Source organism: Verrucosispora sioxanthis (genome assembly GCF_010560025.1).
GTDB classification, from domain to species: domain Bacteria; phylum Actinomycetota; class Actinomycetes; order Mycobacteriales; family Micromonosporaceae; genus Micromonospora; species Micromonospora palythoicola.
Genome location: NZ_SAIY01000014.1, coordinates 18,570 through 37,171, shown reverse-complemented (window position 1 = coordinate 37,171; position 18,602 = coordinate 18,570). Strand labels below are relative to the sequence as shown.

Genomic DNA, 18,602 nt, shown 5'->3' with positions numbered 1-18,602 from the left:
CGGCACTCATCGCGCATTGAATCGACGACCAAGTCCGTCGCACTATTACGTAGCGGCCCTTCGACGGATTGTTCATAATTGTGAACTGCGCGGCACCGGTGCCGAGTGAGAATAGAAGACATTATTAGTAACGTCAATGCTCGATTGCTCCGAACCCGGCATCCAGACGATTAGCCTCGGCCCTTCGTTAAGGGCCGTCCCGTTCCTTGATCGAAATGAAGGAAGTGCCCTCTGATCTGGGATGATCTGGCTTGTCGAAGGCCTTGATCGCCTATCTCGGAAGGCACTTGCCAGGTGAAGAGTACCGGAGCACGCCCGAAGGTCATGGTGAGCGGCGACGGGAGGGGCGTGGTCGGTCACGGCGGCGCCCGCCTACTGGCCGATCTCGCGTACGCCACCGGCCTGACCAGCGCGTGCAGCGAGTCCCTGGCCGGACTGCGGCAGCGGCGGGGTGGCCACGACCCGGGCAGAATCGCGGTCGACCTCGCGGTGATGATCGCCGACGGGGGTGAGGCCATCGCTGATCTGGCGGTGCTGCGGGACCAGGCGGACCTGTTCGGTGTGGTGGCCTCCGACCCGACCATCTGGCGGCTGCTGTCGACGTTGGACGGTGAGATGCTCGCTGCGCTGGACGCAGCCCGGGCCCACGCTCGCGAGGTGGCCTGGGCGCAGCTGGCAGAGACCCGTGGTGGGTTGCCGTCGGTGACGGCAGCCGGGCAGCAGGTGCCCGGCCTGGTCCTGGACCTGGACGCCTCCATCGTGATCTGCCACTCGGACAAGGAGTCCGCCACCCGCACGTGGAAGAAGACCTTCGGCTACCACCCGCTGTTCTGCTTCCTGGACAACATCAGGGAAGCCCTCGCCGGGCTGCTGCGCGAGAGTCGGGCCGGTTCGAACACCACCACCGATCACAATCACGTACTCGACGCCGCCTTGGCGCAGATCCCGGACGTGCACCGGCACGGCAACCCGATCCTCATCCGCAGTGACTCGGCTGGCTGCACCCAGGGGTTCCTGACTCACATCCGCAGCCTGCGCACCCAGCACCTGGACACCTCCTTCTCTGTCGGCGCCGCGATCACCGAGCCGGTCCGCGACGCGATCTGGCAGGCCACCAACTGGATCCCTGCCCTCAACGCCGACGGCGAACCGCGCGACGGCGCCGAGATCTGCGAAATTACCGGCGCTGTCCCCGCCGACGGCTACCCGGCCGGGACCCGATTCATCGTCCGTCGGGAACGCCCGCACCCCGGCGCGCAACTGACCTGGTTCGACACCATCGAAGGATGGCGCCACCAGGTCATGGCCACCGACGACACCCCGGTCGGAGCAGGGTCGATCCAGTACCTGGAGGCCCGCCACCGCGGCCACGCCCGCGTCGAGGACCGCATCCGCACCGGCAAGGACACCGGCTTCGGTCGGTTCCCGTCCCGAGTGTTCGCGATCAACGCCGCCTGGCTGCAACTCGCACTGACCGGCATCGACCTACTCGCCTGGACCCAAATCCTGCTGCTCGACGGCGACCTCGCCGCCGCCGAACCCAAGAAGCTGCGCTACCGACTCCTGCACGTACCGGCCCGCATCACCCGCTCCGCCCGCCGCACCCGACTACACATCGCCGAACACTGGCCCTGGGCCCAGCAACTGGTCACCGCGTTCACCCACCTCGCCGGGCTACCCCGACCCATCACCTGAACCCGGCCACCCCGCCCCGACGAGCACCCCGAGGGACCCGGCCACGCGCCCGGGCCATCACCATGCCCGCACTCGGCCAACCGCAGACAAAGATCAACTAATGGCCGAACAATCCATGATCAACAACTGGCGAAAGACCGAGGTTAGGCCCGGTCCGAGTCTCAAGAGCGGTCGGGCTCGGCGGAGAGGCCAACGGGGGCAGGCACCCAGCTCGATCGCGTACGCGAGGACATCGGTGACGGTGACGCCGGGCACCCGATCTTCGTTCGGTCACCCGGGCAGACCAGGACGAGCCGTTGTATGGCCTGTCCCGCTCACACGGGCCGCCTCACGTCGGTGGGGACGGGATAGCAATCCCGTCCCCACCGACTGCCTTCATTTGCATGGTTACTCGCGAGTCGAGTTCTGCGACCGGCCGCTGTGCATGCCCGACGAGATGCTCAAGATTCACGCAGGTGCGCTACTGGAGCGGGCCGCCCTCGTGCACCACGTTACGGAAGGTGACCCGGGCCCGGTCGATGTTGGAATCGGCGAAGTACTCCCGCCAGAGCACCTCTGCCTCCTCCGGGGTGCTGGCCTCGCCGTACGGCTCCCATCCCGGATATTCGCAGTTCAGAGCGTTGGTGACGTTGCAACCGCTCTCGGCGTCCTGGGCTTGCACATAGCTGCCGAACTTCATGTACGACGCAGCAGAGTCCTGCATGTCGTACGTGAAGCTCACGGAGTTGCGACCGACGGTCGAGTTGACCGTGATCACGCCGTGGTCGTTGATGAGCTCGTACCTGATCGACTTTCCGCTCCTGATGGTGCCGAGGTCGAAGATCTTTTCGTTGATCTCGCCATCACCACTTACAAAGCCCGGGATCTGGACACGAACGTACACGTCGAACACACCGTTGCTGGGTACGCCCTCGAGCAGCGGGTAATCGTCGATCGTGAAGTTCTCCTCGCCCTCGCCCTTGAAGATTCCGAGCGGGCTGGAGTCCTGGACGTAGAGTTTGACCTGGGTGGCGAAGCCTGCGCCGCTGCCGGCGTGAATCTGGTGGGCGATCAGCTTGACGCCGTCGTCGAGGTCGAAGGTGATGTCGGCCGAGAAGGACTCGTAGATCTCGTCCGATGCCGCCCTGACAGCTTGCGGTGTCTTCAGCTCGTCACGCGGTCCCCCACCGCTGCCGGTCACAGTGAACTGTTCCAGGCCGTCGAAGCGCAAGACGTAAGGGTCGCGAGACCGGATGTAGTCGCCCGCTTCCGAGTCATCCCAGACAGCGGGATCGAAGCCGACGCTCGGCGACTGAGTCGGACTGGGCGTCGGGGTAGGCACCGAACCGCCGATCTTCAGGGTGAAATCGTCGAACCGGCTGATCTTGCCGCCGTAGGCGGCGAAGATCTCGACGAATTCGGCGGTCCCGGTGTTGAACTCGACGCTGACCTGTTCGAAGTCGCGGCCACCGCCGGTGGTGGTGGTGTCGTCGCCATCGACGGTGACACCGATGACTCCCCTGCCACGGATGTAGGCCGTCAGGGTGTAGTCGGTGCCGGGCCACACGGCGACTTCCTGCCGAACTTGCCCTCTTCTACCTTCGATTTTCGCGGAGTGGTCACCGGAGTTCCCGATGTCGGAGAGCGCGACGTCGTTCGCTCGAACAATCTCCCAGCCGTCGAAGTAGCCCTGCTCAAAGCCCGGGTTGTTCAGACTGACGGTGTCGGCGCTAGCCGAAGTGGTGATGGCGCCGAATGCGGCCGTAGCGATCATGCCGATGACAGTTGCACGCGCTACGGCTAGCGCTCGCCTTCGCGATGTTCTCACGGGGGTCCCCTTCTGCTGTGGTGTGGTGTGGCGGAAGTTGGGCGACGTAGAGAGCCGTTCGGGCCACCGCTGACCCATGCCCCGGACCCGGGGTCGCACTTGTGATGCATCTCGCGCCTGCGAAGCGGCGGAGTGCGGCGGGGCCGGTGACGAGGGGCCACCGAAGCGAGCTCCCTTGCCCGAACGTGCAGCGGACAACACCCATGTCGTACGGCTCCGCAGTGTATCGATTTACCGTCGTCGAGGGCTTCACGTTATCAGCGGTCATGGATGCTCTGCAATGGGCAGTAGCGCGATTGCCCTGCCTCGCCCTACGGCAGGTCGACGAGCCGGTTACTCAGAGGCGGTGAAGCGTGCTTAGACCGCCGATACGGATGGTGAATCGATGCACGTTCGCCTTCACCACGAGGAGTTCCTATTCAGCCGTGCGCCCTGGGTGCTGCGGATGGCATAGATCTAGCTTGATCTTGATCCTGTGGTCGGTTTGTATCGACCCGTCCTGGCCAGACCTCGATCCCGAACTCGCCTTCGCCCACGTCTACCTCGACCACATCGCCTGGACGTCCGGTCGCTTGACCGACTGCTCGCGCCGCTTAGTGACCACTCGACTGTCGGTTCCTTCGCCTCCGCCCGGTTCCTGCCTCGTGCTGCGAGCAGGAAGGCGCAGAGGTTGTCGCTGGAAGACGGACCGCTGTTCTTCGTCGGGATCGACTGGGCCACCACCGAGCACGCTGTGCGCGTGCTGGACCGGACCGGCCGGAAGGTCGCGGCTTTCACCATCGAGCACGCCGCCGCCGGGTTCACCCGGCTGAACAAACTTGGCGACACCAAGTCGACGCCGGTGGCGATCGAGCGTCCAGACTGGCTCCTGATCGGCGCCCTGCTGGAGGCCGGGCACCCGGTGATGCCGGTCAACCCAAACGCGATCATTGCGGCAGTATCCCTCGATGTCCGGCGATCGATGGAGAGCCCGGATTTGCCGCGAGCCGGGCGCTACGCGCCGGTCGGCGTACGAGGCAACCGCTGGTCACGCTCGGAGACGCCCTCCAGCTTCCAAAGCAGCACGTCCCGCGCCCTCTGGAGGTAGTCCTTCAGCACGCCCTTGGGCGCGGTGACCATACAGCGATCCTGCCACGCCTGTGGCAAGCAGCCCGTAGGGCCGCGGTGGGGTCCGTGACCCGTGAAGCCCGCAGGCGAGCGAGCGTCCGCATCTCGGAATGGCTGCCGCGCACGATTTCGGCATTTCGGGGCGTGGTCGGCTCGAAGTCTGGCCACGCAGTGAGCTGCAGCAGTCAGCAGTTACCGCGTCCGCTCGGCGGCAGATACGGACGTCCGCAGGCAGTACTTGGGCCGGTGGGGATAGTTGAGCCGTGAGGCGAAATCGGCGACGGGCCAGCGACGATGCGTACCAGGCTGCTGTCAGCGGTGTCGCGGCCCACCTCGCGGACGAGGACGCCGACGTCCACAACATTGTTGACGCTGCAGTGCGCGACGACGGCCTCGCCTCCGCGTTACACCTCACCGATCTCTTCGCAACGGCGATCACTGCCTTTGGCTGCGGGAACCGATCGCACGCCGACGGAGGTACTGAGGTCGATGAAACCTGGTTGACGAAAACTTACGTGCAGGCCACCCACTATCGGCGGCCAGGTCCGGATACGCGGCCGCACATATCGCATCGGACATCGATGTCCACCATCGACGTCGCTGACAGCCCTGCCGTCTACCAGTGCGGGCAGATTTCTCGTTGGCCGTCCGGCATAGTTTAGCGAATGTATGACGATGGGCTCATCGAGCTGCGGCGTGACATTCACCGGTGGCCTGAGCTGGCCGGCGGGGAAGAACGTACCGCCGCTCTGGTCGCCGACCGGCTGCGGGCGGCCGGTTTAGAAGTGACCACCGGCGTCGGCGGTCACGGTGTCGTCGGGGTCCTGCACGGTGACGAGCCGGGGCCGACTGTCGCCTACCGCGCCGATCTGGACGCGGTCCCCGACACGGAGACCTTTGACAGCGATTTCCGCTCCCGGGTGCCGGGGGCGGCCCACCTGTGCGGGCACGACATCCACACCACGATCGCGGTAGGCGCTGCCGAGGAGCTGTGCCGGGTGCGACCCGCGCGCGGTCGTGTCGTTTTCGTCTTCCAGCCAGCTGAGGAGAACCTCACCGGCGCCCGGGCGATGGTCGACGACGGCCTGCTGGACCGCACCAAGCCGCAGGAGATCTACGCGCTACACTGTGCACCGATCCCTGTCGGCACCTTCGTGATCACGCCGGGTGCCGGCCTTCCAGGGCAGGACCATTGTCGTATCTCCCTCCCGGCCGTAGGTGGTGAGCGGATCGTAGCCGCCGTCAACGCGTTGTCCACCGTTCGCAGGCCGCAGACGCCGGAACAGCTCCAGCAGCTGATGCAGGACCTCGCGACCCCCGACGGCCCGCTCTCGCGATACGTGTACATGCAGTCGTTTGCCGACGCCGACAGTGTCGCGGCGTGGTGGCGCGCCTGGCCGGACGATCGCTATCCCGAGATTCGAGCCGAGCTGCGTCGGCTGGCAGACGGTGCTGCCATCGAGTTCCCCGCGCCGCCGTTTCCAGCGATGGTGTCTTCGCCGGAGCTCAGTCTGGGCGCGGCCGAGTCATTGCGCGCGGTGGGCGAGGTCGCCATGTTACGAGCCGCATACCCGTTCAACGGCGAGGACTTCGCCCTGTTCCTGCGGCGAGTCCCCGGCGCCATGATCTTTCTCGGCGTGGCCAACGAGGCTGTGGGACTGCATGGGATCACCCATGCCACCGACTTCGGCGCCGACGAGCGGGCTATCGGCATCGGCGTCCGTGCGGTAGTTGGCCTCCTATCGGATCGGCTGGCCGCCATTTCCTGAGAGGGATATCGAACCGATGGATGCAACCCGCCACCGGCCATGATCAGGTAACCGCACATCGCCACGTCCGGATGCCTCACCCGGGCGTAAGCTGGCTGCGCTCCGCGACGCACAGGGCGCGGCAGATCCGAGCATGAGGGGGGAGACCCACGCCCGCGAAGTGTGCGTGGCGATGTTGGCCTGGGTCAGCGCCGATCGGGCGATGTCCGACGGCGTCGCGGCCTTGGTCCCTTGTGGCCCTGGTCCCCCGCCTTGGACTCACGAGCACTCCCGTGCTATTCCGGGTGACTTTCCCCGGCGGTGCTCGAACCGCACGCCGCGCGGCATGCGTCGTCGCGGGGTCGTGCCGGTTGTGTTGTAGTGGGCGTTGTGGATGCTGCGGAGTTGGCTGACCGGTTCGGGCTCGGCCGGGCCCGGGAGCTGTCCGACGGGCCGGTCGCTCGGGGCCGGTAGGGCGAGGTGTGGCGGCTTGAGACGGTGGACGGCCGGTGGGCGGTGAAGGTTCCGTTCCACGAGTCTGGCGAGGACCGAGTGCGGGCGTCGGCCCGGTTTCAGGAGGCGGCGTGCGCCGCTGGCGTACCGGCACCGGCGGTGCGACGCGCCACCGACGGGCGTGTCCTGGCCCGGGTGGGTGGCCGGCAGGTGCGGGTGTACGAGTGGGTCGATCTCGACGCACCCGATCCGGGTGTGGACCCGGGCCTGGTGGGCGCCGCGGTGGCCGCGATCCACCGGGTGGTGATCCCTGCCGGTGGTCACGTGGACCCGTGGTACATCGCACCGGTGGGCGCGCCCGCCTGGGACAGGCTGGTCGAGCGGCTGCGCCAGGCCGGGGCGCCGTTCGCCGGCCGGCTGGCGGCACTGCGCGACGAACTGGTCGCGTTGGAGTCGTGGCTGGAGCAGCCGGTGACGTTGCGGACGTGTCACCGCGACCTGTGGGCCGACAACATCCTGCCGACGGCCCAGGGCGGGGTGTGCGTGATCGACTGGGAGAACAGCGGACCGGCCGACCCGGGTCAGGAACTCGCCTGTGTGTTGTTCGAGTTCGGCCGGTCAGATCCAGGCCGGGCACGCGCGCTGATGTCAGCGTACGCGGCGGGAAGCGGCCCGGCGACGGTCGCTCGCCCCGGCGATTTCTCGATGCTCATCGCACAACTGGGCCACATCGCCGAGATCGCCGCCACGGACTGGCTGGAGCCGAATGTTCGTAACCCGGATCGGGCCAGCGCCGCGGCGTGGATCGGCGAGATACTCGACGAACCGCACACCCGCGAGGTGCTCGGCGCACTCATACACGCGGTCTCCGGCACTACCCCACCCGGGCAGCCCGGGCCGTAGCACCCCGGCCGAACCGGGATCCTGGACGGCCAGTCTCCCATCCCTGGCAACCCGGGCCTCGGCACAGCGGCGACCTGGCCGACGTCGTCGACCTCATGCTCGCCACCGGCGCCCGCGTCGGTGAAATCCTCGCCCTGCGCTGGGAAGACCTCGATCTCGCCGCCGCGCGTCCCACCCTGACCATCTCGCCGCAACCAAGCGCCTCGCCGAGTACGGCGAGAGCGTGATGACGCTGGCCCTACGCAGTTTGGAACGTAAGACGCTAGATCCGTACCTGGCCGGGTGGGCGCAAGCGGGTGGTGCCGACGCTCGGCCACATTCCCGTTCGGATAATCACCAATGGTGCGGTGGATCGCGCCGTGCATTCCTGGATCGCCGACGAATACAGCCGATCCACGGTGAAGAACAGTCTCGCCGTGCTGGTCCGGGTGATGGAACAGGCCGTACGAGAAGGCATCATCCAACGGAATCCCGCACAGGTGACCGGGTGGCAGCGCGAATACCAGCGGGCCGAAGGCGAGTTGGACGATCCTCGCTCACTCGCACTGCCCGATTGGGAAACGCTGACCGCCCTCGCCGATGCGCTGGTCAAACGGTCCGCGAAGCACTTCACCGGCTGGGCAGACGTGGTGATTTTCGCCGCCTGTACCGCCGCGCGAGTCGGGTGAGGTGTCCGGCGTCCGGGCCGAGGACATCGACCGGGAAACGTGGATGTGGACGGTACGCCGACAGACCACGCCCGGCCCCGGTGGCCTCATCGACAAGGGCACCAAGGGAAAACGCGCACGGACCGTGCCCCTGATCGAAGAGGTACGGCCGATCGTGGCTCACCGCCTGGACGCCGCAAGCAAACCCGATTCCCGGCTGTTCACCGGGCCACGCGGTGGCCGGATCAGTACCGCCGTGCTGCGCGACGCGACGCATTGGGATGAGGTGGTCACCACGCTCGGATACGAGCACCTACGCCGGCACGACCTGCGGCACACCGGCCTTACCTGGATGGCTGACGCTGGCGTGCCGGTGCACGTCCTACGGAAGATCGCCGGTCACGGGTCGCTGACCACCACCCAGCGCTACCTACACCCCGACCGGCAGTCGCTCACCGACGCGGGAACGGCGCTCAGCGCTCACTTGAAGGCTCGTCGGTCCCCAGGTGGTCCCCAGCTACGCGCCGTCTGATCAGCAAATCTCTACTACCCCGATACGAATTAGAGGCCGTTGACCAGGGTTTTCACACCCCGGTTGACGGCCTCTTTTCGTGCTGTCGGGACGGCCGGATTCGAACCGACGACCCCTTGACCCCCAGTCAAGTGCGCTACCAAGCTGCGCCACGTCCCGATGCCACCGCCGGGCGTAGCCCGCGACAGCCGGTACAGCTTAGCGCAGCTACTCCCTCCCGTCGCACAGCCCCCACCCATGCCACCACCCCTACAGCGTCCTAGGAGGATAGGTGGAAGGGTGGGGCAGGGGTGATCGGCGTGGCTGAGGTCAGCCGTGGGCCTTGCCACGGCCGCCGGGGCCGAGCTTCTTGCGGGGGCGTACCGAAATCTCGATCGGGCTGCCCTCGAAGCCGAACTCCTCGCGCAGCTTGCGCTCGACGAAGCGCTGGTAGCCGGCGTCCAGCGGACCGGTGGTGAACAGGACGAAGCGTGGCGGGGCCACGCCCGCCTGGGTGGCGAACAGGATCCGGGGTGCCCGACCACCGCGCACCGGGTGCGGAGTGGCCTGGACCAGGGCGGTGAGCCACGCGTTGAGCTGCGCGGTGGGGATCCGGGTCTCCCAGCTGTCCAGCGCCCGGTGCAGGGCGGCGGCGAGCTTGTCGACGGCCCGGCCGGTCTTCGCCGACAGGTTCAACCGGATCGCCCAGGGAATCCGACGCAGCTCCCGTTCGATCTCCTTGTCCAGGTAGTACCGGCGGTCGGCGTCGACCAGGTCCCACTTGTTGAAGGCGATCACCAGCGCCCGGCCGGACTCGGTGACCATGGACAGGATCCGCTGGTCCTGCTCGCTGATCGGCTCGCTGGAGTCGAGCAGCACCACCGCCACCTCGGCCGCCTCGATCGCGGAGGCGGTACGCAGGCTGGCGTAGTACTCGGTGCCGCTGGCTCGGCCGACCCGCTTGCGCAGCCCGGCCGTGTCCACCAGGTGCCAGGTGTCGCCGCCGATGGTGACCAGGCTGTCCACCGGGTCGACGGTGGTGCCGGCGACGGCGTCGACCACCGCCCGTTCCTCGCCGGAGAAGCGGTTCAGCAGGCTGGACTTGCCGACGTTCGGCCGGCCCACGAGCGCCACCCGACGTGGGCCCCGGGGGCGGTACTCGGCCACCTTCGGTGCCTCCGGCAGCGCCGCCAGGATGGCGTCGAGCAGGTCGCCGGAGCCCCGTCCGTGCAGTGCCGAGACCGGATGCGGTTCGCCGAGGCCGAGGGACCACAGCGAGGTGGCCTCCAACTCGACGCTGGCGTTGTCGGCCTTGTTGGCCACCAGGATCACCGGCTTGGCGCTGCGGCGGAGCATCTTCACCGCCGCCTCGTCGACGTCGGTGGAGCCGACTGTCGCGTCGACCACGAAGACCACCACGTCGGCGGTGGCCACGGCGGTCTCGGCCTGGGCCGCGATCGCCGCGGCGCGATCCTTCGCGTCCGGTTCCCAGCCGCCGGTGTCCACCACGGTGAACGCCCGCCCGGACCACTGCGCGTCGTAGGGCACCCGGTCACGGGTCACCCCCGGCACGTCCTCGACCACCGCCTGACGGCGGCCGATGATGCGGTTCACCAGCGTGGACTTGCCGACGTTGGGACGGCCGACCACGGCCACCACCGGCTGCGGACCGGTCTGCTCCTCGGTGTCCAGGTCCGGCTCACGCAGCTCGATCCAACCGTCGTCGCTCACGCCACTGACCGATCGGTAAGTAGTGCCCGCAGCCGCGTCACGACCTCGTCGATGCCCAGCTCGGTGGTGTCCAGGACCACCGCGTCCGGCGCCTGGGCCAGCGGATCGGCCTTGCGGGTCGAGTCCAGCTGGTCGCGTCGGGCCAGGTCGGCGGCGGTGGCCGCGACATCGGAGGCGTTCTCGGCGCTGCGTCGCGCGGCACGTGCCGCCGCCGAAGCGGTCAGGTACACCTTCAGGTCGGCGTCGGGGGCCACCACGGAACCGATGTCCCGACCCTCGACCACGATCCGGCCCGCCTTGGTGATCATGTCGCGTTGACGGGCCACCAGCAGCGCCCGGACCGCCGGCACTGCGGCCACCGACGAGACGGCGGCGGTCACCTCGGGGCCGCGGATGTCGGTCTCGACGTTCACCCCGTCGACAGTCACGCCGTACCCCGTGGGGTCGGTGCCGATGCGCAGGTCCACCTCGCCGGCGACCTTCGCCACCGCCTGCGTGTCGGTCAGGTCGACGCCGGAGCGCAGCACCGCCCAGGTGATCGCCCGGTACATCGCACCCGTGTCAAGGTAACGCCCGCCGAGGCTCGTGGCGAGCCGTCGGGAGACGGTGGACTTACCCGAACCGGACGGCCCGTCCACAGCGACCACGCAGCGTCCGGCCGGCACGTTTTCCTCCACCGTCGTCCTCCTCAGCCCGTACCTCACGATCCGTCGGCGACGACCGCGAGCGGTTGACCACACATGTCCAATGATGCCCGGCGTCGTGGCGCGCCACCGGCCGGGCCGTCAGGCAGCCTACCCGCAGCCGTACCCGCGACCGCCGCCTCAGTCACCCACGGCCTTGAACAGGGCGGCGACCTCCGCGTTGGTCAGCCTCCGAGTCCGCCCGGCACGCAGGTCGCCGAGCCGGATCGGCCCGATGGAGGTACGCACCAGCCGGCTCACCGGGTGGCCGACCTCCGCGAGCAGCCGCCGTACGATGTGTTTGCGGCCTTCGTGCAGGGTCAGCTCGACCTGGGCGGTACGCCCTAGACTGTCCACCACCCGGAAGGCGTCGACGGTCACCGGGCCGTCCTCCAGCTCGATCCCGGCCGCCAACCGCTTGCCCAGGTTGCGCGGGATCGGGCCGGAGACCTCACACAGGTAGGTTTTCGGCACCCCGTAGGAGGGATGCGTCAGCCGGTGCGCCAGGTGGCCGTCGTTGGTGAGCAGCAGCAGGCCCTCACTGTCGGCGTCGAGCCGCCCGACGTGGTAGACGCGCTGTTCGACCCGGTTGCCGAGAAAGTCGACGAGCGCGGTACGTCCCTTCTCGTCCGCCATGGTGGAGACCACCCCGCGTGGCTTGTTCATCGCCAGGTACACCAGTCGGGTGTCGGCCGCCAGCCGCTCGCCGTCGACGTGGATGACCGCCGTGGTCGGGTCGACCTTGTCGCCGAGCTGCGCCACCCGCCCGTCGACCGTCACCCGCCGACGGAAGATCAGGTCCTCGCAGGCCCGCCGGGAGCCGACGCCGGCGGCGGCGAGCACCTTCTGCAGGCGTTCCGGGCCGGTGTAGACCGGGGCGTCGGGGCGGGGGGTGCGGTCATCGCGCGGCATCGGCAAGCTCTTCCACGTCGTCGGGCAGGAACGGGGCCAGGGGCGGCAGGTCGTCGAGGCTGTTCAGGCCGAGCTTCTCCAGGAACAGGGTGCTCGTGCGGTACAGGTGGGCGCCGCTGTCGGACTCGGTGCCGCACTCCTCGACCAGCCCGCGAGTGACCAGGGTACGGATCACCCCGTCGCAGTTGACACCGCGGATGGCGGAGATGCGCGACCGGGTCACCGGCTGCTTGTACGCCACCACCGCCAGGGTCTCCAGCGCGGCCTGGGTCAGTCGCACCGACTGCCCGTCGAGCACGAACCGCTCGACGTAGGTGGCGTATTCCGGCCGGGTGTACAGCCGCCATCCGCCCGCCGCCCGGCGCAGCTCGAACCCGTGACCGGCGGCGGTGAAGCCGGCGGCGATCTCGTCCAGCATCGGGCCGATCCGCTCGGCGGGCTGCTCAAGCACCTGGGCGAGGACCAGCTCGCTCACCGGTTCGTCGACCACCAGCAGGATCGCCTCCAGTGCGCCGCGCAACTCCGCGTCGTCGAGTTCCGCCGCCGGCTCCGGCACCGACCGCCCCCGCGGCCCCGACCGCTTCCGCCCCGAGCCCGGAACGCCTCCCGCCGCGCCATCCTCCCCTCCCCCGCCCCGCTCCTCCACCACCTCGATCTTGGCCGGGAGCGGCCCCTGGAGGGGCACCTGCGCACCAAGATCCGCAGCGCCTACCGCAGTGGCGGGTGGGGTGGCGTCCTCTGCTGGGGCTGGGGCGGGGCGCTGCCACGGCGGCACCCAGGCGGCGGCCTGCTCGGCCAGGGAATCCGGCCGCTCGTCGTTGCTCATCCAGCTCGCTCCTCGGTCGTTCCCGTCGGGTCAGTCTCGCCGACTCCAGCAGCCCCGACACCACCATCGTCAGCACCCGCCGCGGTGGCAGGCTCGGGTGGGGTGCCGGCGTACTCGTCGATGGCCAGCGCCGGGCCGCCGTCGGCCGGACCCGTCCAGCGGACGGTCAACTCCTCGAGCGCCTGCTCCTGAACGAAGGCCACCACGCCCTGCCGGTACAGCTCCAGCAGGGCGAGGAACCGGGCCACCACCTCGAGGGTGGCCTCGCAGTCGGCACAGAGCAGCGAGAAGCTGGCGGTGCCGGCCCGGCGCAGCCGTTCGGCGATGATGTCGGCGTGCTCCCGGACACTGACCCGGACCATGTGCACGTGGGCGACGGACACCTCGGGTACCGGTCTCGGGGTCATCGCCCGTACCGCCAGCTTGAGCAGCCGTTGCGGGCCGATCCCCAGCACCAGGTCGGGCAGGGCGTCGGCGTAGCGGGCTTCGAGGCTGACGGCCCGGGGGTAGCGGCGACCGCCGACCTCCTCCAACGCGGCGATGTGCGCCGCCGCCTCCTTGTAGGCCTTGTACTGCAACAACCGGGCGAAGAGCAGGTCCCGCGCCTCCAGCAGGGCCAGGTCCTCCGGGTCCTCGACCTCGGCGGCGGGCAGCAACCGGGCGGCCTTCAGGTCGAGCAGGGTCGCGGCGACCAGCAGGAACTCGCTCGCCTCGTCCAGGTCCCAGTCGTCGCCCATGGCCCGGATGTAGGCGATGAACTCGTCGGTCACCTGGTGCAGGGCGACCTCGGTGACGTCGAGCTTGTGTTTGCCGATCAGTTGCAGCAGCAGGTCGAACGGGCCGGTGAAGTTGGCCAGCCGCACGGTGAACCCGGTCGCGTCCGCCGGCGCGGGTGGGTCAGCCACCACGGGCTGCGGTGCCGCCGGGGCGGTCGGGTCGAGGGGCGGGGCGCTCACGCCGACGACGGTAGTCCACGGTCGGGACACCTCGGTTCAGCGCCTCCTACCGCTCGGCCTGCGCGGCGATCACCTCACGGGCCAGCTGACGGTAGTTGCGAGCCCCCGAGGAGGCCGGGTCGAGCGTGGTGATGGGTGAGCCGGCGACGGTGGACTCGGGGAACTTCACGGTCTTGGTGATCACGGTCTGGTAGACCTTGTCGCCGAACGCCTCCACCACCCGCTGGAGCACCTGACGGCAGTGGGTGGTGCGGCTGTCGTACATGGTGGCGAGGATGCCCTCGAGTTCCAGGTCGAAGTTGAGCCGCTCGCGGACCTTGTCGATGGTGTCCAGCAGCAGCGCCACCCCGCGCAGGCTGAAGAACTCGCACTCCAGCGGGATGAGCACGCCGTGCGCGACGGTCAACGCGTTGATCGCCAGCAGACCGAGTGACGGCTGGCAGTCGATCAGGATGTAGTCGTACTCCTTGCGGATGCTCTTGAGCACCCGGGCCAGGGCCATCTCGCGGGCGACCTCGTTGACCAGTTGGATCTCGGCGGCGGAGAGGTCGATGTTGGCCGGCAGCAGGTGCAGCCCGGCCACGTCGGTCTTGATGAGCACGTCGTCGGCGGTGACGTCGTCCTGCATGAGCAGGTTGTACACCGACAGGTCCAGGTTGTGCGGGTTGACGCCCAGCCCGACGGAGAGGGCACCCTGCGGGTCGAAGTCCACAAGCAGCACCTTGCGGCCGTACTCGGCCAGCGCGGCACCGAGGTTGATCGTCGTGGTGGTCTTGCCGACCCCGCCCTTCTGGTTGGCCATCGCGATGATCCGGGCCGGCCCGTGCCGGTCGGTGGGCATCGGCTCGGGGATCGGCTTACGCATGGTGTAGGCGGCCGGGTCCGCCGGGCCCAGATCCGAGCCGAGGGCGTTCTGCTGCTCGCGGAGCTCCGACGTCCAGGTCTCGGCACGGTCACCGTTGCCAGCCATGTCCTCGTTGCCCCCTCCCGGCGACCGTGCGGCATCGGAGCCGCCCGACGTCCTTCGCGGCGCCGCTGCGCACCCCGGTCCACTCGCCGCGAGGGCCGCGCCATGCCGACTGTACGCCACCGGCCAGCAGGGCGTTCGGCACCCGCTCGGCGTGTCGGGCGGCGGCACCGGCCACCGGCAGGTCAGCCCGCCGACGCGCGGTCCACGGCGGGAGCGGTGGACTGCCACCGCACCGTCGACCCATGGCGGGGCGGCGGCGGTCAGTGCAGCGCGCGGGGATGGGCGGTGGCGTAGACCTCACGCAGCCGTTCGACGGTCACCAGGGTGTAGACCTGGGTGGTGGTGACCGAGGCGTGACCGAGCAGTTCCTGCACCACCCGCACGTCGGCCCCACCGTCGAGCAGGTGGGTGGCGTACGAGTGGCGCAACGTGTGCGGCGACACGGCCCGGGGGCCGTCGACGGTCAGTCCCGCCCGCTGCGCGGCGCGGCGCAGGATGCCCCAGGCACCCTGCCGGGTGAGCGGCCCACCCCGGGCGTTGAGGAAGATCGCCGGGGTGCCCCGGCCGGCGGCGGCCAACCCCGGTCGGGCACGCACCAGGTACGCACCGAGGGCCCGCAGCGCGTATCCGCCGATCGGCACGAGACGGGTCCGGCCGCCCTTGCCGCGCAGCACGGTCACCCCGTCGTCGAGGTCCACATCGTCCACCGCGGCGCCCACGGCCTCGGAGATCCGCGCCCCGGTGCCGTACAGGAACTCCAGCAGCGCCCGGTCGCGCAGCGCCAGCGGCGCGGTGTCCCCGGCCGCGTCGACCGGTCCGGCGGTCTCCAGCAGCGCGACCACGTCGTCGAGCGGTAGCGCCCGGGGCAGCCGGCGGGATGCGGCGGGAGGCCGTACGTCGCGGCTCGGGTCGGCGCCGGTCAGGCCCTCGCGTAGCGCGAACCGGTGCAGTCCGCGAACCGCGCTGGCGGCGCGGGCCGCCGAGGAGACCGCGAGGGGCGGGTGTCCGTCGGCACTGGCACGCAGCCGGGCCAGGTGACGTTCGATCTCCTCGGCGGAGACGGCCGACAGGTCGGTCACCCCGGCGGCGGCCAGCGAGCCGAGGTAGCGGTCCAGATCCCGGCGGTACGAGGCGAGCGTGTTCGCGGCAAGTCCACGTTCGACGGTGAGGTGGTCGAGGTAGCCGCGGACGGCACGGCGCAGGGCCGGCGCGGGCTGCTCGCCCCCACCGGCCCCGTCCGGGGTCGGCCGCTCGCCGGTCAGGCCAGCACCTCGGTCAACGGCAGGGTGGGCAGGCCGTGCGCCTCGGCGACCGGACCGTAGACCACCTGTCCGTCGTGGGTGTTCAGACCCAGCGCCAGCGCCGGGTCGCGGCGGGCGGCCTCGCGCCAGCCGTGGTTGGCCAGTTCGAGGGCGTACGGGAGGGTGACGTTCGTCAGCGCGTAGGTGCTGGTGTTCGGCACCGCACCGGGCATGTTCGCCACGCAGTAGAAGATCGATTCGTGCACCCGGTAGACCGGGTCGGCGTGGGTGGTGGGTCGCGAGTCCTCGAAGCAGCCGCCCTGGTCGATGGCGATGTCGACGAGCACGCTGCCCGGCTTCATCCGGGAGACCAGCTCGTTGGAGATCAGTTTCGGCGCCTTCGCGCCGGGCACCAGCACCGCCCCGATCACCAGGTCCGCGTCCAGCACCGCCCGCTCGATCTCGTACGCGTTGGAGGCGACGGTCTGCAGGTGGCCCCGGTAGATGGCGTCGGCCTGGCGCAGCCGGCCGACGTTCTTGTCCAGCAGCAGCACCTCCGACTGCAGCCCCAGGGCGATCGCGGCGGCGTTCATGCCGGACACGCCGGCGCCGATGACCACGGTCTTGGCCGCGTACACGCCGGAGACGCCACCGGGCAGCACCCCCCGGCCACCGCCGGTACGCATCAGGTGGAACGCGCCGACCTGCGGGGCGAGCCGTCCGGCCACCTCGGACATCGGGGCGAGCAGCGGCAGCGACCGGTCCGGCAGTTCCACGGTCTCGTAGGCGATGCCGGTGATTTTCCGGTCGAGCAGCGCCTCGGTGCAGTCCCGGGAGGCGGCCAGGTGCAGGTAGGTGAAGAGCACCTGTCCCGCGCGCATCCGGTGGTACTCCTCGGCGACCGGCTCCTTGACCTTCAGCACCAGCTCGGCGGCCGCCCAGACCTCGTCGGCGCTCTCCAGGATCTTGGCACCGGCGGCGGCGAACTCCTCGTCGGTGATGCTCGACCCGAGCCCGGCGCCGGCCTCGACGAAGACCTGGTGACCGCCGCGGGTGAACTCGTTGACGCCGGCCGGCGTGATCGCCACCCGGTACTCGTGGTTCTTGACCTCGCGTGGGATGCCGACCTTCACGATGCTGACACCTCTCTTCGGGGCACGTTCACCCCGACTGCGCGGCGCCGTGGCGGCCCCATTGCCGCCCCGGTCGACCGGTCCCGCCGGCGGCAGTCTAGGCGGGACCGCAGGTCAGCGGAGCCTGCACTGTGACACCTGCTCGCTGTGGCCGTTGACGATGTGTCAGGTGTGAGTACCCGGGCCGGCGGTGGATGTCACATCAGCCGTGCGGACGGTGTTCGGCACCATCGTCCCATCTGGTGCGCACCGGTGCGGACAGCGCGTTAGTGGATCACTATTGTGTCGCTCCATGACTACTCCTCCCATTCCGCCCGGGTACCCCAGGGCGTTTCCGACAAGAGCAAGGTCGTCGCGGGCGTCCTGCAGATCGTGCTGGGCGGCTTCGGCGTCGGCCGGTTCTACATGGGCGACACCAAGACCGGCGTCATTCAGCTGATCGTCACCTTGGTGACCTGCGGCATCGGCAGCATCTGGGGCCTGGTCGACGGCATCCTGATCCTGGTGAACGGCGGCGTCGACGCCCAGGGCCGGCCGCTGCGCGACTGATCCACGAAACCACGTGTGGGGGGCCGGGCGGTGCACCGCCCGGCCCCCCCACACCGTTGCCACGAGCCTGACGAGATCCGGCCCACCTCGTGCCCTGGCACACACCGCGCCGGGTCAGCGGGGCAGCGGGGCGTCCGCCCGGCGCAATCCCGACCAGCCGGCGTCGCGGGCTCGGGCGGCGGCGAGCAGCCCGGCCACGCACGGTCCGTTGCTGATCTCACCGGCCAGCACCATGCCGACCGCCTCGTCCAGGTCGATCCGGACGATCTGCAGGTCGGCCTCCTCGTCGTGCCGGTCGTGTCGCTGTTCGGCGGGCACCTCGCCGAGCTCCCGGGCCAGGAAGACCCGGACCAGCTCGTCGGTGAACCCGGGCGAACTGTGCACGTCGACGAGCACGTCGAGCCGGCCGGCGGTGAGGTCGACCTCCTCGGCCAGCTCCCGCGTCGCCGTCACCGCCGGGTCCTCCCCGGAGACGTCGGTCAGCCCGGCCGGCAACTCCCACAAGCGCCGGCCGACCGGCTGGCGGTACTGCCGGATCAACACCACCTGACCGGCGTCGTCCAGTGCCACCACCGCCACCGCGCCGACGTGTCGCACGAGGTCACGTGCCGCGGTGCCACCGCCGGGCATGGTGACCTCCTCGGTGACCACCTCGAAGATCCGGCCGCGGTAGCGCAGCTCCCGCGAGCGCACCTCGTAACGGTGCTCGACGGCGCTCATCGGCCCACCA

At 69.5% G+C, this 18,602-nt stretch carries 15 protein-coding genes, 1 tRNA gene and 2 pseudogenes; 7 read left to right on the top strand and 11 right to left on the bottom strand.

Annotation, left to right across the window (positions count from 1 at the left end; translation table 11 throughout):
• Positions 1–273: 273 nt before the first annotated feature.
• Positions 274–1,695, top strand: coding sequence for an IS1380 family transposase (locus tag ENC19_RS28235; RefSeq protein WP_164450127.1), 1,422 nt, complete (start codon positions 274–276; stop codon positions 1,693–1,695).
• 460 nt (positions 1,696–2,155) lie between these two features.
• On the opposite strand, the gene ENC19_RS28230 is transcribed toward ENC19_RS28235, so the two are convergent.
• A complete protein-coding gene (locus ENC19_RS28230) occupies positions 2,156–3,448 on the bottom strand; it encodes a polysaccharide lyase family 7 protein (protein WP_164450089.1) in 1,293 nt (430 codons plus the stop codon).
• A gap of 724 nt (positions 3,449–4,172) precedes the next feature.
• Between ENC19_RS28230 and ENC19_RS31625 the strand changes: the two genes are divergently transcribed.
• The 5 genes and pseudogenes from ENC19_RS31625 (at position 4,173) to ENC19_RS31620 (ending at position 8,892) form a co-directional block, all read left to right on the top strand.
• Positions 4,173–4,589 (top strand): IS110 family transposase, encoded by a 417-nt coding sequence (locus tag ENC19_RS31625; RefSeq protein WP_309246107.1) that lies wholly within the window; start codon positions 4,173–4,175, stop codon positions 4,587–4,589.
• Positions 4,590–5,274: 685 nt separating this feature from the next.
• The gene (locus ENC19_RS28220; protein WP_164450088.1) at positions 5,275–6,378 is read left to right on the top strand and encodes a M20 metallopeptidase family protein; all 1,104 of its coding nucleotides are present in this window, start codon (positions 5,275–5,277) and stop codon (positions 6,376–6,378) included.
• Between the two features lie 459 nt (positions 6,379–6,837).
• Positions 6,838–7,713, top strand: a complete 876-nt coding sequence (locus ENC19_RS28215; protein ID WP_164450087.1) for a phosphotransferase enzyme family protein — start codon at positions 6,838–6,840, stop codon at positions 7,711–7,713.
• Between the two features lie 30 nt (positions 7,714–7,743).
• A pseudogene (locus ENC19_RS30765) lies at positions 7,744–7,898 on the top strand (site-specific integrase); the annotation flags it as partial.
• Positions 7,853–8,892 (top strand): annotated as a pseudogene (locus ENC19_RS31620) (tyrosine-type recombinase/integrase). The pseudogenes ENC19_RS30765 and ENC19_RS31620, both read left to right, overlap by 46 nt.
• Positions 8,893–8,977: 85 nt before the next feature.
• On the opposite strand, the gene ENC19_RS28205 reads toward ENC19_RS31620, so the two are convergent.
• From ENC19_RS28205 to ald, 9 genes are all read right to left on the bottom strand, one after another.
• Positions 8,978–9,051 (bottom strand) — tRNA-Pro (locus ENC19_RS28205).
• Positions 9,052–9,201: 150 nt separating this feature from the next.
• On the bottom strand, positions 9,202–10,602 hold the full coding sequence (der, locus tag ENC19_RS28200; protein ID WP_164450086.1) for a ribosome biogenesis GTPase Der: 1,401 nt from the start codon (positions 10,600–10,602) through the stop codon (positions 9,202–9,204).
• The gene (gene cmk / locus ENC19_RS28195; protein ID WP_164450085.1) at positions 10,599–11,279 is read right to left on the bottom strand and encodes a (d)CMP kinase; all 681 of its coding nucleotides are present in this window, start codon (positions 11,277–11,279) and stop codon (positions 10,599–10,601) included. Before cmk ends, der begins: the two co-directional genes overlap by 4 nt.
• Positions 11,280–11,426: 147 nt before the next feature.
• Positions 11,427–12,197, bottom strand: a complete 771-nt coding sequence (locus ENC19_RS28190; RefSeq protein WP_164450084.1) for a pseudouridine synthase — start codon at positions 12,195–12,197, stop codon at positions 11,427–11,429.
• The gene (gene scpB / locus ENC19_RS28185) at positions 12,184–13,023 is read right to left on the bottom strand and encodes an SMC-Scp complex subunit ScpB (protein WP_164450083.1); all 840 of its coding nucleotides are present in this window, start codon (positions 13,021–13,023) and stop codon (positions 12,184–12,186) included. Before scpB ends, ENC19_RS28190 begins: the two co-directional genes overlap by 14 nt.
• A complete protein-coding gene (locus tag ENC19_RS28180; RefSeq protein WP_373688869.1) occupies positions 13,020–13,979 on the bottom strand; it encodes a segregation and condensation protein A in 960 nt (319 codons plus the stop codon). The genes scpB and ENC19_RS28180 overlap by 4 nt, the downstream gene beginning before the upstream one ends.
• A 46-nt stretch (positions 13,980–14,025) precedes the next feature.
• Positions 14,026–14,949, bottom strand: a complete 924-nt coding sequence (locus ENC19_RS28175; protein WP_164450082.1) for a ParA family protein — start codon at positions 14,947–14,949, stop codon at positions 14,026–14,028.
• A 260-nt stretch (positions 14,950–15,209) separates the two neighbouring features.
• The gene (locus ENC19_RS28170) at positions 15,210–16,211 is read right to left on the bottom strand and encodes a site-specific tyrosine recombinase XerD (RefSeq protein WP_164450126.1); all 1,002 of its coding nucleotides are present in this window, start codon (positions 16,209–16,211) and stop codon (positions 15,210–15,212) included.
• Complete coding sequence (gene ald, locus ENC19_RS28165; protein WP_164450081.1) at positions 16,208–17,323, bottom strand: alanine dehydrogenase; 1,116 nt, start codon at positions 17,321–17,323, stop codon at positions 16,208–16,210. Before ald ends, ENC19_RS28170 begins: the two co-directional genes overlap by 4 nt.
• 282 nt (positions 17,324–17,605) lie before the next feature.
• Between ald and ENC19_RS28160 the strand changes: the two genes are divergently transcribed.
• Positions 17,606–17,872: a TM2 domain-containing protein gene (locus tag ENC19_RS28160; RefSeq protein ID WP_164450080.1), complete on the top strand. Its 267-nt coding sequence runs from the start codon at positions 17,606–17,608 to the stop codon at positions 17,870–17,872.
• Between the two features lie 114 nt (positions 17,873–17,986).
• Here the strand turns inward: ENC19_RS28160 and ENC19_RS28155 are convergent, their stop codons facing one another.
• The gene (locus tag ENC19_RS28155; RefSeq protein WP_164450079.1) at positions 17,987–18,592 is read right to left on the bottom strand and encodes an NUDIX domain-containing protein; all 606 of its coding nucleotides are present in this window, start codon (positions 18,590–18,592) and stop codon (positions 17,987–17,989) included.
• Positions 18,593–18,602 lie beyond the last annotated feature (10 nt).

Bases quoted from the DNA above. Each gene is read 5' to 3' on its own strand.
- ENC19_RS28230 (WP_164450089.1), bottom strand. From the start codon at position 3,448: ATGATCGCTACGGCCGCATTCGGCGCCATCACCACTTCGGCTAGCGCC.
- ENC19_RS28220 (WP_164450088.1), top strand. From the start codon at position 5,275: ATGTATGACGATGGGCTCATCGAGCTGCGGCGTGACATTCACCGGTGG.
- ENC19_RS28190 (WP_164450084.1), bottom strand. From the start codon at position 12,197: ATGCCGCGCGATGACCGCACCCCCCGCCCCGACGCCCCGGTCTACACC.
- scpB (WP_164450083.1), bottom strand. From the start codon at position 13,023: ATGAGCAACGACGAGCGGCCGGATTCCCTGGCCGAGCAGGCCGCCGCC.
- ENC19_RS28175 (WP_164450082.1), bottom strand. From the start codon at position 14,949: ATGGCTGGCAACGGTGACCGTGCCGAGACCTGGACGTCGGAGCTCCGC.
- ENC19_RS28155 (WP_164450079.1), bottom strand. From the start codon at position 18,592: ATGAGCGCCGTCGAGCACCGTTACGAGGTGCGCTCGCGGGAGCTGCGC.